Consider the following 13,498-nt stretch of genomic DNA (forward strand, 5'->3'; position numbering starts at 1 on the left):
GTCCCGCTCACCGGACCGCTCCCGTGCCCGCGCACGGCGCCCCGTTCTACGGTTCGAAGCTCCAGGCCCCGCACGCCGCCGCCGGCCTGCCGGCACCCGGCAAACGAAGGGATCGTGATGACCAAGGCCATCCAGGCCGACCCGATGCCCACCCGGACGGACGGGACGCGTGGTGCGGCCGTCCGTGTCGAGGAGGTCGACATCCGGTTCGGCTCCTTCCACGCCGTGCAGGGGGTGTCGCTCGACATCGCCGCCGGGGAGTTCCTCTGTCTGCTCGGGCCGAGCGGCTGCGGCAAGTCCACGCTGCTGTCGGCGCTGGCCGGGTTCGTCGAGCCGTACGCGGGCAACCTCACCGTCGACGGCGCCCCGGTGACCGGGCCGGATCCGGAACTCGGCATGGTCTTCCAGAGCAGCGAGGCGCTCTTCGACTGGCTGACCGTCCGGCAGAACGTCGTGTTCGGCCCCCGGATGCGCGGCAGGTCCCGTGCCGAACAGTCGGCGCTGGCCGACGAGTATCTGGGGCTGGTCGGGCTGCGGCACTGCGCCGACCGGTTCCCCGGCCAGCTGTCCGGGGGTATGCGGCAGCGGGTGCAGATCGCGCGCGTGCTGGCGGGTGAGCCGAGCGTGGTGCTGATGGACGAGCCGTTCGGGGCGCTGGACGCGCAGACCCGGCAGGTGATGCAGGAGGAGATGGACCGCATCCGGCGCGTCTCGGGCTGCACCGTCGTGTTCGTCACGCACGACATCGACGAGGCGATCCTGCTCGGCGACCGGATCGCCGTGATGACCGCGGGGCCGGCCGGGTCGATCAAGTCGGTCTACCCGGTGGACCTGCCCAGGCCCCGGGACGTGACCGACCCGACCGCCGCCGAACTGCGCCACAGCCTGCGCGAGGACATCGGCGAAGAGGTGCGCAAGTCACTGCGCGACCAGGGGCTCGACCCCGAGGAGGACCGATGACGACCGTGACCGTGGACACCGCCCCGAAACCGCGCACCGAACGCCGCACGGCGCGGACCGCCCGGCTGAGGCTGCGCACGATCGGCATGTACGCCCTCTCCATCGTCCTCGGCATCGCCGTCTGGCAGCTGCTGGCGATGCACTACGGCCCCTCGCTCGTCGCCTCTCCGCGACAGACCCTGTCCGCGGCCCGCGATCTGGCGAGCGACGGCTCGCTGACCAACTCGGTCATCGCCTCCAGCCGCCGGATCCTGATCGGCTGGGGACTGGGACTGCTGGTGGGCGTACCGGCGGGGCTTCTCGTCGGGCAGATCCGGATCGTGCGGCAGCTCCTGGAGCCGTACATCGAGTTCTTCCGGTTCATCCCGCCGATCGCCTTCGTCACCCTGGCCGTGGTGTGGCTGGGCATCGGCGAGTCCTCGAAGGTCGTCCTGATCTTCTACACGTCGGTCTTCATCGTCATCCTGAACACGAGTGCCGGGGTGATGGCGGTGAGCGAGTCGAAGTTGCGGGCCGCCGCGAGCCTCGGTGCGAGCCGCCGGCAGATCCTGGTCAGGGTGGTCCTGCCGTCGACGGTGCCGCACATCATCACCGGCGCACGGCTCGCGATGGGCAACAGCTTCCTGACCATCGTGTCGGCGGAGATCGTCGCGGCCCAGGTCGGGCTCGGCGCGCTGATCTGGACCTCCCGCAACTACGGCCGCATCGACTGGGTCTTCGTCGGGATCATCACCCTGGGCATCCTCGGGTTCGTCTTCGACCGCGTGCTGCGGATCGTCGCGTCCCGTGCCCTGAGCCGATACGGAGTGAAGCTGTGAGCATGGCCCTGGTTCTGGAGCGGTTCGGCACCCTGCCCCGGCCGGTCGAGCGGCCCGAGCCCTCGCCCCGCCCCGGCCACACGGTCGTACGGATGCTGGCGGCGCAGGTCGGTCACCTCGATCTCAACATCGTGGACGGCAGGTTCGGGATCCTCCCGGATCTGCCCGTCGTGCCGGGCACCAACGGCAGCGGTGTCGTCCTGTCCTCGGACACCCACCCCGAGGGCAGCCTGGTCAGGGTCAACGGCAAGGGGGTCGGGCTGCGGCGGGACGGCTGCTGGGCCGAGCACGCCGTGGTGCCGGACGCGGCCGTGACGCCGGTGCCGGAGGGCACGGATCCCGCGCTGGCGTGCGGTTTCTTCTCTCCGGCCGGCACGGCGTGGGCGGCCGTGCACTCCGTCGCCGCCATACGGCCGGGAGAGCGGGTTCTGGTGACCGGGGCGGCGGGCGCGGTGGGCGCCCTGACGGTGCAGGTCGCCGCCCGGGCCGGGGCCGAGGTGGTCGGTGTGGTCGGCCGGCCGGCCAAGCTGGACCATGTCCCCGCGCCCGCCAAGGCGGTGCTGGCGGCCGAGTTGTCCCCGGAGACGGTGGGCGGACAGGTCGACGCGCTCATCGACACCGTCGGCGGGCCGGTGCTGCGGGACGCCCTCGACCTGGTCCGCCCGCGCGGCCGTGCCGCCCTCGTCGGCTACACCGCCGGCCGCGAGTTCGGCGTGGATCTCGCCGACTTCCTGCTGGCCGACGTGGCGCTGCTGCCCGTGAACCTGATGACGCGCGGCCGGGAGGTCGCCGCCGACACCGAACGGCTGCTGGCGGAGCTGAGCGCGGGCGAGCTGACCCTGCCGATCGAGCGGCACTCCCCCGACCGGCTCGCCGAGGCGGTGACACGGCTGCGCACCGGGGAGGCCCTCGGCAAGGTCGTCCTGGCCTTCGCCTGAACGGGCCCGCTGAGCGGACCGGTTCGCTTGGGCGGACACAACCTCCCCGAGACGATCGGAGACATGGATCTCATGGACATTCAGGCCCCGCCGCAGGGCGCCTTCGCGGAGGCGGACGGCGTCAAGTACCACTACATCGAGCTGGGCGAGGGCAGCCCCACCGTCTTCCTGCACGGCGGTGGCCCCGGCTGCACCGGCTGGTCGGACTTCGGTCAGGTGGCGCCGCTGTTCGCCGAGGACCGCCGGTGCCTCCTGGTCGACATCCTCCAGTACGGCAAGTCCGCGAAGCCCGTCATCGAGGGCCCCATGTGGGACTACCACGCCGCCAGGACGGTGGCCCTGCTGGACGCCCTCGGCGTGGAGCGCGCCGACTTCGTCTGCAACTCCTGGGGCGGCACCATCGCGCTCAACCTGGCCGCCAAGTACCCCGAGCGCGTACGGTCGTTGGTGATCACCGGCAGCATGCCGGTCTTCCACGGCCCGCTCGCCCCGCTGCCCGAGGGCGGCCGCCGCGGACGCAACGCCCGTGACATCTACTACGGCGGCACCGGCCCGTCCCGGCAGAAGATGCGGGAGCTGATCGCCCGGCTGGAGTGGTACGACCCGGACGCCGTCCCCGAGGGCACCGTGACCCTGCGCTACGAACAGAGCCTCGACCCCGAGGAGACCGCACTCGCCGGCGCGTCCGACAACCCCCGCGGCGACTGGCAGGACCTGACCGACGAACTCGGCCGTATCGCCGCGCCGGTGCTCTTCCTGTGGGGCATGTACGACGCCTTCCTCACCCCCGACTATCCGCTGATGCTGGCGCGGATGATCCCGCGGGGGAACCTGCATGTGATGAGCGAGGCGTCCCACCACCCGCAGGAGGAACGGCCGTACGACTACCACGCCACCGTGACGGGTTTCCTGAATCAGCGGCACGGCTGACGGAGGACATGTGAGCGCGTCAACCCCCCGGATCGTCGAACTGACCAGCCCGCTCACCCGGTTCGCCGGCCGCCTGCTGGTCGGTCTCGGCCACGAGGTGGTGCTGGTCGAGCCCCCGCAGGGCGACCCCGACCGACAGGGCACCGAGGCTCACGCCTTCGCGCACTGGCACGCCGGCAAGCGTTCGGTGACCGTCGAGGACGCCTCCGGGCTGCACCGGCTGCTGGCGGGCGCGGACGCCGTGCTCGACGGCACGGCCGAAGGGGTGGAGTCGGAGGGGCTCGACCACCTCGTGCACGTCCGCGTCACCCCGTTCGGGCTCGTCGGGCCGCGCAGCGGCTGGCAGGGCAGCGATCTCGTGGTGGCCGCGACGGGCGGAATGCTCGCGCAGGTCGGCGACCCGGACGGCCCGCCGCTGCATCTGCCCGAGAACCAGGCCGAACACCTCGCGGGCGTGAACGCGGCGATCGCCGTCCAGTTGGGCCTGCGGGCGCGGCGCCGGGGTCCGGGGCAGCTGATCGACGTCTCCGCGCAGGCGTGCGTCGCGGCCGCGCTGGAGGCGGGCACCCTCGCCTATCTGCACGAGGACCGGGTGCCGCCGCGTCCGGGACGCGTCCATCCCCTGGTCCCGCACGGGCTGTTCCGGGCCGCCGACGGATTCCTCGGCGGCGGGCTCGGCGGCAGCCCCCGGATGTGGGACGCGCTGCTGGAGTGGCTGCGCGAGGAGGGCGCGGAGGCCGATCTCGGCGAGCCGAGGTGGCAGGACCCCGTGGAGCGAAAGACGCACCAGGAGTACGTCTTCAAGGTGGTCCAGGATTTCGTGGGCACCTGGCCGAAGGCCGAGTTCGCGGAGCGGGCCCAGGCCAGGAAGCTGCCCTGGGCGGCCGTGGATCTGCCGCACGAACTGCCGGACAACCCGCAGTTGGCCGCCCGGGACTTCTTTACGGAGGTCGACGGCCGAACCGACCTCGGCTTCCCCTTCGCCTTCCCGGAGGGCCGCAGGGTCACCTCCCTCACCGTGCCCGCCCCCGGAGCCGACCAAGGGCTGCTCGACGAACCCCGCACGGTGCGACCGGTCCCGGCCGACTCCCCCGCCGTACCCGCCCTGGACGGCGTACGGGTCCTGGATCTGACCTGGGTGCTGGCCGGCCCGTACTGCACCAAGGTCCTCGCCGACCACGGCGCCGACGTCATCAAGGTCGAGTCGGTGCGGCGCCCCGACCCCACCCGGTTCGCGCCCTTCATGCACCTCTCGCGCGGCCCGCACACGGACCCGAACACCAACGGCTACTTCAACGAGGTCAACCGCAACAAGCGCAGCATCGCGCTGGACACGCGGACCGAGGAGGGCGTGGCCGTGCTGCGCGAGCTCATCGCGTCCTGCGACGTCCTCGTGGAGAACTTCAGCGCCACGGTCATGAAGAAGCTCGGCCTGGGCTACGAGACGCTGCGCGAGCTCAACCCCGGCCTCGTCTACGTCAGCATGTCGGGCATGGGCCACACCGGGCCGCGGGCCGGCTGGGTGTCGTACGCCGACACGGTCTCGGCCGCCGGTGGGCTGACCGGGCTCACGGGCTGGGGGCCGGACGACGTGGTGGGCGTGATCTACGGCCACGGTGACATCGTCGCGGGGCTCCAGGGTGCGCTGGCCACGGTCGCCGCACTGGAGCACCGGGCGGAGACCGGGCGCGGACAGCACATCGACCTGTCCCAACTGGAGGCCATCGCGGCCCACATGGGGACGAGTCTGCTGACGCCGGCCCGACCCCCGATCGGCAACGCTCATCCTCAGTGGAGCCCACAGGGCGTGTACCGCAGCCTGGGCGCCGACCGCTGGCTGGCCGTCAGTGTCCGCTCGGACGAGGAGTGGGGCCGCCTGTGCGAGGTCGTCGGACGCCCCGAACTGGCCGCTGACGAACGGCTGTTGACGGCAGCGGGGCGACGGAGCGAGAGCGCCCTGGTCGACGGCGTACTCGGCGAGTGGGCGCGCACCCTGCCCGCGGATGTCGCCGCCGAGCTGTTGCAGAAGCGCGGGATACCCGCCGGTGCGGTCCAGGACGGGCGTGAACTCGTCGAGCACGACCCGCAGTTGAGAGCGCGCGGCTTCTACGTCCGCGTGGAGCATCCGGCCGCCGGGCCCTTCCTCCAGGAGGGCGTGCCCATCCGGCTGACCCGCACACCGGGCGGGATCCGCAGGCCCGCTCCGCTGCTCGGTGCCGACACCGAGGAGGTGCTGCGCGAGGTGGCCGGCATCCCGCCCGAGCGGCTTCGACGGCTGCGTGAGGCAGGCGTGCTGCATTGAGTGTGACGGTGGCGGAGCTCGTCGACCGGGCGGCCGAGAAGTACGCCGACCGGGTCTTCCTGCGCCTGGGCGACACCACACGGACGTACGCCCAGACGCGCGAGGCCGCGGCCACCATGGCGGGGGCGCTCGCGGCACACGGCTGCCGGCCGGGCGACCGGATCGCGGCGCTGCTCTCCAACCGGATCGAACTCGTCGACCTGATCCTCGGCTGCGCCTGGCTCGGCGCGGTCGTGGTCCCGCTGAACACCGCCCTGCGCGGACGGTCGCTGCGGCATGTGCTGCACGAGGCCCGGCCCCAGTTCCTCTACGCGGACGCCGAGTCGGCTCGGCGTGCGGTCGAGGCGGGGCACCGTGGCGCCGTGTGGGTGGCGGGCGGGACGGACGTACCCACGCCCGGTGTCACCGCCCCGCTTCCGCCCACCCGGCTGCGCCCGGAGGACACCGCAGCCGTCCTCTTCACGTCGGGCACGACCGGGACGTCACGCGGAGTGCGTTGTCCGCAGGCCCAGTTCGCGTGGTGGGGCCACAACGTCGCGGACGCCCTGCGCCTCACCGCCGACGACACGCTCCACACCTGTCTGCCCCTGTTCCACACCAACGCCCTCAACACCTTGGCGCACGCCATGACGGTGGGCGCGAGCTGCACCGTCGGCGGGCGGTTCTCCGCCTCGCGGTACTGGTCGCAGGTGGTGGAGGCCGAGGCCACGGTCGTCTACCTGCTCGGCGCGATGGTGCCCATGCTGCTGGCGCAGCCGCCGGGGCCGTACGACCGCACGCACTCGGTGCGGTGCGGTCTGTCGCCGGCGACGCCCGCCGTCGCGTGGGAGGCCTTCCGGGACCGTTTCGGTGTCACCCTCGTCGACGGCTTCGGCTCCACGGAGACGAACCTGGTCATCGGGTCGACGCCTCAGGAGTACCGGCCAGGACACATCGGCACCCTGCGCCCGGGTTTCTCCGCGCAGGTGGTCGACGAGGCCCTGGCCCCGGTCCCGGACGGAACACCCGGCGAACTCCTCGTCCGCAGCCACCAGTTGTACGCCTTCTCGACCGGCTACCTGGACGAGCCGCCGCAGTCCTCCGAGTCCTGGCGCCGGACCGGCGACCGGGTGGTCCGCGAACCCGACGGCTGGTTCCGCTTCGTCGACCGTGTGAAGGACGTCATCCGGCGCCGCGGCGAGAACATCTCCTCCCGCGAGGTCGAGTCGGTTGTCCGCTCCCATCCGGCGGTCGTGGAGGCCGCCGCCTTCCCGGTGGCCTCCGAACTGGCCGAGGACGAGGTGATGGTGGCGGTGGTGGCACGGCCGGGCGGCGTGCTGGACCCGGCCGACCTGGCCCGGCACTGCGCGGCCGAGCTGCCCGCGTTCGCGGTGCCCCGGTACATCGAGACGGTCCCGGCCCTGCCGCTCACGGAGACGGGCAAGATCCGCAAGGCCGCCCTGCGCGCACGGGGTGTGACCGCCCGTACCTGGGACCGTTCGACGGCAAGGCCCTGACATCCCGTTCACCGGACCGTTTCCGTGGGCCGGCCCGGCAGCCGCGCCTACGCTCCACGCCCATGAACGTTCCCGAACACACCCCCCTGCGTGTCGGGGTGCGCGTACCGCCCTGCGACCGAGCCGACCGTGTGCTCGAAACCGTACGCCGTGCGGAGGAGCTGGGCTTCGACGACGTCTGGTTCCCCGACTCCCAGTTGCTGTGGCGGGACGTCTTCACCACGCTGGCCGTCGCGGCGCTGGGCACCGAGCGGATCGGGCTCGGCACCGCCGTCACCAACCTGGCGACCCGGCACCCGGCGGTCGTCGCCTCGGCGGCGCGCAGCGTGGCGGAGCTGGCACCCGGCCGGTTCACCCTCGGCCTCGGCGTGGGCAACAGCTCGGTGGGCCCGGTCGGCCTGCGGCAGACCCGCTCGGCGGAGCTGCGTACGGGGCTGAGCATGCTGCGGGCGCTGCTGGACGGCGAGGAGTGGGACTTCGACGGCAGAGCCGTGTCCCGGCTGCGTGATCCCCGCCCCGAGGTGCCCCTGCATCTGGCCGCGAGCGGGCCGAGGAACCTGCGGCTCGCGGGCGAGATCGCCGATGGCGTGATCCTGCTCAGCGGTGTCTCGCCCAGGACGCTCCGGAGCGCCACCGCGCGCGTACGCGAGGGAGCCGAGGCCGCGGGGCGGCAGGCCGGGGAACTCCCGCTGACCGTCTCCGCGTTCTGCGCCGTGACGGACGACATCGAGGCCGAGGCCCGGCTGCTCAAGCCGATCTGCGCCTCGATCGCACAGAACGGCGGCGCACCCTTCCTCGCCCTCGCGGGGATCGACGTCGACGTTCCCGCGTCCGTCGAGGGCGTCTACCCGGATCTCGTGCACGCCGAGGACTGGCCGGCCGCCGTGGACATCTGCTCGGCCTGGATCAGCGACGAGGCGGCCGTCCGATTCGCCGAGGAGTTCTGCCTGCTGGGCACCGCCGAGCACATCACGGAACGGCTTCGCGCCCTCGGCTCCGCCGGGGTCACGGGGGTGTTCCTCCAGCACGTCGGCTCCTACGACCCACCGACCGAACTGATCGAGGCCGTCGGCTCGCACGTACTCCCGGCGCTCTCCGTCCCCCTCCTGGCGAAGGCAGGCAACCGATGACGAACACCCTGCACAAGGGCTACGCGCCCAGTCCCTTCGGGCAGTTGCACTACGTCGAATGCGGCACCGGTGAGCCCGTGCTGATGCTTCATCAGACCCCGCGGTCATGGACCGAGTACCTCGACGTGCTGCCGCTGGTCGGCGCCGAGCGGCGGGCGATCGCCATGGACACCCTGGGCTTCGGCGCCTCCGCGAAACCCGAGGGCCCGCAGACGATCGAGCAGTTCGCCGATGCCGCGGACGCCCTCATCGAGGCGCTGGGGCTGGAGCGCTTCCACCTCGTCGGGCACCACACCGGCGGCGTGATCGCGGTGGAGCTCGCGGCCCGCCATCAGGAACGGGTCGCCGGTCTGCTGCTGTCCGCCACGCCCTTCATCGACGAGGAGAAGCGGCGCACGGCGGGTGAGCGCAAGCAGATCGACCATGTCGTCCCGCGGCCCGACGGCTCGCACCTCGTCGAACTGTGGAACCACCGCCGCGACTTCTACCGGCAGGGGGAGGAAGCCGCCCTCAACCGCTTCATGGTGGACGCCCTGACGGTGCTGGACCGCGTGGAGGAGGGCCATGAGGCGGTGCGGCGCTACACGATGGACGAGCGTCTGCCCTACATCACCGCCCCCACCCTCGCCGTCTGCGCCCCCGGCGACCACTACTCGCTGCCCGGCCTGGACAAGTTCGCCGCCGCACTCGGCTGTGAGACCCGGGTGCTGTCCGGCGGTCATGTCCCCGTCCCGGAGCAACTGCCCGAGGAGTTCGCCGAGGTGGTCCTGGAATGGACGACGCGGGGCTGACGCGCGGCAGCCCCGCGTGCGACTCACTTCAGGCCGATGTCCGCACCGGGACCGAGCGGCAGGTCGAAGCCGTAGAAGATGCCCAGGATCGCCAGCCACACCAGCATGAACGGCACCACGAAGACGGCGAGCCGGGAGATCAGCGTCCCGAGGCGGGCCTCCGGCTCGTACTGCCGCACCATCGCCAGGATCAGGAAGACGTACGGGTTCATCGGCGTGATGACCCCGGTCGCGGAGTCCCCGATCCGGAAGGCCGCCTGGGTGAGCGCCGGGCTCATGCCCATCAGCATGAACGCCGGGACGAAGACCGGGCCGACCAGGGACCACAGGGCGGAGCCGGAGAGGATGAACAGATTGAGGCAGGAGACCAGCAGGACGAACACGAGGATCGCCCAGAAGCCCGTCACGCCCATCGAGTTGAACAGCGAGGCGCTCTTCACGGCCAGCAGCACCCCGACGTTCGACCAGGTGAACAACGCGATGACCTGGGCGGCGACGAACATCATCACGATGTAGCCGGACATGCTCTTCACCGAGTCGGTCACGGCCGTCGCCACGTCGTCGGCGCCGGTGAGCTTCTTCACGGTGAAGCCGTACGTCAGGCCGGCCAGCAGAAAGGCGAAGAACAGCACCGGGACGATGCCCGTGAGGACCGGCGAGGGCACGAAGGCGCCGCCGTCGCCGCGCAGAGGAGCCCCCGGCGGCAGCCACAGGGCCAGCACACCGCCCAGGTAGAGAAGGACGACCAGCCCCGAGACGAGCAGCCCGCGGCGCTGGACCGGCGTGATGGTGAGGTCCTGCTCCTCGGACTCGTCCGCGGAACCCTCATAGGTGCCGAGACGGGGTTCGAGGACGCGGCTGATGAGGAAGCCGCCCATCGCCGCGAGCACCAAGCTGCTGGCGGCGGTGAAGAAGTAGTTGATGAGCAGATGGATGTCGAGCCCGTCGGCGGCCGGGAGCACGGAGGCCGCCTGCTGCGTGATGCCGACGTACAGCGCGTCGAGCGAGCCGATGGTGAACCCGGCGGCATAGCCCGCGGTGACACAGGCGAAGCCGCCGATGAGGCCCGCGACCGGGTGGCGTCCGGCGCTCTTGAAGACCAGGGCGGCCAGCGGTGGCAGCACGATGGCGGCGACGTCGCTCATCATGTGCGCCTGGCTGGCGATGAGCGCCACCGCGTACGGCAGCACGGGGCGCGGCACCCTGGCGAGCGTGGCCCGCATCAGCGTCTCCAGCAGCCCGGTCTTCTCCGCCAGCCCCACCACCATGATCAGCACCAGAACGGCGCCGATCGGCGGGAACGTGGCGAAGTTGACGACGAGGTTCTCCACCAGCCAGCGCACCCCGTCGCCGCTGAACAGGCCGGTGATCTGCTTGTTCTCGTCGGTTCCGGGGACGGCCACGGACACGCCCGCCCATTCCAGGGCCGAGGAGACGACGGCAAGGAGCAGGAAGAGTCCGGCGAACAGGACGATCGGGTTGGGCAGCGCGTTGCCCGCCCGCTCGATGAGTCCCAGTACCCGGTCCAGGCCGCTGGGGCGGTCCTTGCTGTCGGGGGACTTGCTGTCGGGGGCTGGGAGGTCGGTCAGTGAGGACATCAGGGCTGCCTTCCGGTCCGGGCCGCTGGGAGCAGCAGGTCCTTGCGTACGACGCCGTCCTGGACGACGCACACGATGCGGGCGGGATCGCCGAGGACGCCGATGTCGGTGAGCGGATCGCCGTCGCAGAGGATCAGGTCGGCGGTGCGGCCGGCGGTCAGGGTGCCCAACCGGTCGGCCACGCCGAGGAGCTCGGCGGAGGTGCGGGTGCCGGCGACGATGGCGGCCATCGGGTCCATACCGAGGTCGACCAGGTAGGTCAGCTCCATCAGGTTGACGCCGTGCGGTCCGACGGCGGCGTCGGTGCCGAGCGCGATCCGGGCGCCGTACTCGATGGCCCGGGCGATGTTCTCCTTGGTCAGCCCGGACCAGCGGACCTTCTTCTGGTAGTGGTAGTCCGGCATCGTGTCCTTGTTGATGCCGGCGTATACGGTCGACAGCGTCGGGACGACGAAGGTGCCGCGCTCGCCCGCCATGTCCAGTGCGCGTTCGTCGAGTCCGTAGCCGTGCTCGATGCTGGTCACTCCGCCGCGCAGGGCGTTGAGGATGCCGGCGTTGCCCTGGGCGTGGGCGGCGACGGGCTTGTCGCCGTGCCGCCGGGCCTCGTCCACGACGGCCCGGATCTCCTCCTCCAGCAGGCCCTCGTCGTCGGGCTGGTCGTAGGGGCTGCCCATGCCGCCGGTGGCGCAGATCTTCACCAGGTCGGCACCCTCGCGCAACACTCGGCGCACGGCCAGCCTGGCCTGGTCCGCCGTGTCGGCGATCTCGGACATCCCGGCGCTCAGATCGGTGCCGTCGGGCAGCCGTACGTCGGCGTGACCACCGGTGTGGCTGATGATGCGTACCGCCGTGTGCAGCCTGGGGCCCACGATCCGGCCCGTCTCGACGGCCGTGCGGTAGCCCGCCGACAGACCGCCCAGGTCACGGGCGCTGGTGATGCCCGCATCCAGGGTCTGGCGCAGCCGGGCGGCGGTGTCCAGGGTGACCAGCACAGGGTCCAGTTCCGCACGACGCCCGGGCGGCGAACCCTGGGCGTAGGCGAGGTGGACATGGCAGTCGAAGAAACCCGGCAGCACGGCGCGGCCGCCTGCGTCGATCACGCGGACCGGGGAAGCATCCTCTTCAGTCGCCGGTGCCTGAGTGGCGGCTCCGGCGTAGGTGATGGTTCCCTCGGCATCGACGAGGACGACGGCGTCGTCCACCGGGGACGCCCCGGTGCCGTCGATGAGCCTGGCGTGATGGATACGCAGGGCGGTCCGGGGGGCCTGATGCGGGGTGGCGTGCGTCATCGGGCGCGGTCACTCCTCTGATGTCGGAGAACGGTCGGGAACAGGAGAATGGAGTGTGGGATGCGCCGGAGAACTCCGTGTCACCCTGCAGTTTTCACACCTGATTCCCTCGGTGTGCGCAGAGAAGTGCCGCCCAGGGATGTGCAGGATTGTGCCGTCGTCGGCGCGGCCGCGGAAGCCGGGGAGCCGGTGGAACTCGACGAGCTCGACCTCGCGGTCGTGCACGCCCTCCAGATCCACCCGCGGGCCCCGTGGACGCTGGTCGGTGAGGTGCTCGGCGTCAATCCCGTCACCGCCGCGCGCCGTTGGCACCGGCTCACCGAGGCGGGTCTGGCCTGGGTGACCGCCTATCCGCGGCTGTCCTCGCGGTCCGTGGTGACCGCGGTGGTGGAAGTGGACACCGAGCCGGGCGTCGCGGAGGACGTGGCCCTGACGCTCGCGGCGGATCCCGCCTTCACGAACATCAAACTCACCGCCGGCGGCCGGGACCTCGTGGCCTCGGTGATCACCCGGAGTCTCGACGAGCTGGCCGTTCTCACCACGACGCTGTTCCAGCGGACGCCCGGCGTGCGGGCGACCCGCACGAATGTGTCGACCGGCCTCCCGACGGAGGGCAGCCGGTGGCGGCTGCGCAGCCTGGACGCCGTCCAGAGCGCCCGCATCGAGGAGGCCCTGCCGCCGCCCGGCCGCCCCGCGCCCGCGGCCGAGACCGGCTGGGACGACCTCGACGCACGGCTGCTGGAGCTGTTGAGCACGGACGGCCGGATGTCCCTGCGCGACCTGTCCGAGTCCACCGACACCAGCCTCACGACCGTGCGCCGCAGAGTCCAGTCGCTGCTCGCCTCACGACTGAGCCTGCGCTGCGATCTGGCCCGCCCGCTGTCCGGCTGGCCGCTGTCCGCCGTGTACTTCGCCTCCGTGCCGGGCCTCCATGTGGAGGACACCAGCCGCGCACTGTCCGGGGTGCGGGAGGTCCGCTCGTGCGCGATCACCGCGGGACCGCACAATCTGGTGATCGACGTGTGGCTGCGTACCCTCCACGATGTGCACGCCTTCGAGGCCCACCTGTCACGGCAGCTGCCCCGCCTCACCATCGACGACCGCTCGGTGGTCCTGCGTACGGTCAAGCACATGGGGCGGCTGCTCGACCGGGACGGCCGGTGTGTCGGCGTCGTACCCATCCGCCATCCCCAGGGGCCGGGCTCCACCGCCGCCCAGTGGCCGGCTGGGCTGGTTCCGTAGGACG

Annotated in this window: 11 protein-coding genes; 9 read left to right on the plus strand and 2 right to left on the minus strand. The window is 71.8% G+C overall.

Annotation, left to right across the window (positions count from 1 at the left end; genetic code table 11):
• The first annotated feature begins 117 nt into the window (after nucleotides 1–117).
• The 8 genes from ACIHFB_RS14905 to ACIHFB_RS14940 all read left to right on the plus strand — a co-directional run bounded on the left by ACIHFB_RS14905 (nucleotide 118) and on the right by ACIHFB_RS14940 (nucleotide 9,365).
• Nucleotides 118–960 (plus strand): ABC transporter ATP-binding protein, encoded by an 843-nt coding sequence (locus tag ACIHFB_RS14905; protein WP_365285770.1) that lies wholly within the window; start codon nucleotides 118–120, stop codon nucleotides 958–960.
• Nucleotides 957–1,778: an ABC transporter permease gene (locus ACIHFB_RS14910; RefSeq protein ID WP_365285768.1), complete on the plus strand. Its 822-nt coding sequence runs from the start codon at nucleotides 957–959 to the stop codon at nucleotides 1,776–1,778. The genes ACIHFB_RS14905 and ACIHFB_RS14910 overlap by 4 nt, the downstream gene beginning before the upstream one ends.
• A 2-nt stretch (nucleotides 1,779–1,780) precedes the next feature.
• Nucleotides 1,781–2,716: a zinc-binding alcohol dehydrogenase family protein gene (locus ACIHFB_RS14915; protein WP_365285766.1), complete on the plus strand. Its 936-nt coding sequence runs from the start codon at nucleotides 1,781–1,783 to the stop codon at nucleotides 2,714–2,716.
• Between the two features lie 63 nt (nucleotides 2,717–2,779).
• Nucleotides 2,780–3,646 (plus strand): alpha/beta hydrolase, encoded by an 867-nt coding sequence (locus ACIHFB_RS14920; RefSeq protein ID WP_365285764.1) that lies wholly within the window; start codon nucleotides 2,780–2,782, stop codon nucleotides 3,644–3,646.
• 10 nt (nucleotides 3,647–3,656) lie between these two features.
• On the plus strand, nucleotides 3,657–5,948 hold the full coding sequence (locus tag ACIHFB_RS14925; RefSeq protein ID WP_400126972.1) for a CoA transferase: 2,292 nt from the start codon (nucleotides 3,657–3,659) through the stop codon (nucleotides 5,946–5,948).
• Between the two features lie 8 nt (nucleotides 5,949–5,956).
• Nucleotides 5,957–7,444 (plus strand): AMP-binding protein, encoded by a 1,488-nt coding sequence (locus ACIHFB_RS14930; protein ID WP_400126973.1) that lies wholly within the window; start codon nucleotides 5,957–5,959, stop codon nucleotides 7,442–7,444.
• A 62-nt stretch (nucleotides 7,445–7,506) separates the two neighbouring features.
• Nucleotides 7,507–8,574: an LLM class flavin-dependent oxidoreductase gene (locus tag ACIHFB_RS14935; protein WP_400126974.1), complete on the plus strand. Its 1,068-nt coding sequence runs from the start codon at nucleotides 7,507–7,509 to the stop codon at nucleotides 8,572–8,574.
• A complete protein-coding gene (locus ACIHFB_RS14940) occupies nucleotides 8,571–9,365 on the plus strand; it encodes an alpha/beta fold hydrolase (RefSeq protein ID WP_365285756.1) in 795 nt (264 codons plus the stop codon). Before ACIHFB_RS14935 ends, ACIHFB_RS14940 begins: the two co-directional genes overlap by 4 nt.
• Before the next feature lie 23 nt (nucleotides 9,366–9,388).
• Here ACIHFB_RS14940 and ACIHFB_RS14945 read toward each other — a convergent pair whose 3' ends face one another.
• Entirely contained in the window at nucleotides 9,389–10,963 is a 1,575-nt protein-coding gene (locus ACIHFB_RS14945) for an AbgT family transporter (RefSeq protein WP_400126975.1), read from the minus strand.
• The gene (locus ACIHFB_RS14950) at nucleotides 10,963–12,252 is read right to left on the minus strand and encodes an amidohydrolase family protein (protein WP_400126976.1); all 1,290 of its coding nucleotides are present in this window, start codon (nucleotides 12,250–12,252) and stop codon (nucleotides 10,963–10,965) included. Before ACIHFB_RS14950 ends, ACIHFB_RS14945 begins: the two co-directional genes overlap by 1 nt.
• Before the next feature lie 60 nt (nucleotides 12,253–12,312).
• Between ACIHFB_RS14950 and ACIHFB_RS14955 the strand changes: the two genes are divergently transcribed.
• Nucleotides 12,313–13,494, plus strand: coding sequence for an Lrp/AsnC family transcriptional regulator (locus tag ACIHFB_RS14955; RefSeq protein ID WP_400126977.1), 1,182 nt, complete (start codon nucleotides 12,313–12,315; stop codon nucleotides 13,492–13,494).
• The last annotated feature ends 4 nt before the right edge of the window (nucleotides 13,495–13,498 follow it).

It is taken from the genome of Streptomyces sp. NPDC051963, from assembly GCF_044593495.1.
In the GTDB taxonomy this organism is placed as follows: Bacteria; Actinomycetota; Actinomycetes; order Streptomycetales; family Streptomycetaceae; genus Streptomyces.

What these genes read in the sequence shown, in the direction of transcription:
- ACIHFB_RS14905 (WP_365285770.1), top strand. Translation starts at nt 118, where the DNA reads ATGACCAAGGCCATCCAGGCCGACCCGATGCCCACCCGGACGGACGGG.
- ACIHFB_RS14935 (WP_400126974.1), top strand. Translation starts at nt 7,507, where the DNA reads ATGAACGTTCCCGAACACACCCCCCTGCGTGTCGGGGTGCGCGTACCG.
- ACIHFB_RS14915 (WP_365285766.1), top strand. Translation starts at nt 1,781, where the DNA reads ATGGCCCTGGTTCTGGAGCGGTTCGGCACCCTGCCCCGGCCGGTCGAG.
- ACIHFB_RS14955 (WP_400126977.1), top strand. Translation starts at nt 12,313, where the DNA reads ATGCGCCGGAGAACTCCGTGTCACCCTGCAGTTTTCACACCTGATTCC.
- ACIHFB_RS14950 (WP_400126976.1), bottom strand. Translation starts at nt 12,252, where the DNA reads ATGACGCACGCCACCCCGCATCAGGCCCCCCGGACCGCCCTGCGTATC.
- ACIHFB_RS14920 (WP_365285764.1), top strand. Translation starts at nt 2,780, where the DNA reads ATGGATCTCATGGACATTCAGGCCCCGCCGCAGGGCGCCTTCGCGGAG.
- ACIHFB_RS14940 (WP_365285756.1), top strand. Translation starts at nt 8,571, where the DNA reads ATGACGAACACCCTGCACAAGGGCTACGCGCCCAGTCCCTTCGGGCAG.
- ACIHFB_RS14910 (WP_365285768.1), top strand. Translation starts at nt 957, where the DNA reads ATGACGACCGTGACCGTGGACACCGCCCCGAAACCGCGCACCGAACGC.
- ACIHFB_RS14945 (WP_400126975.1), bottom strand. Translation starts at nt 10,963, where the DNA reads ATGTCCTCACTGACCGACCTCCCAGCCCCCGACAGCAAGTCCCCCGAC.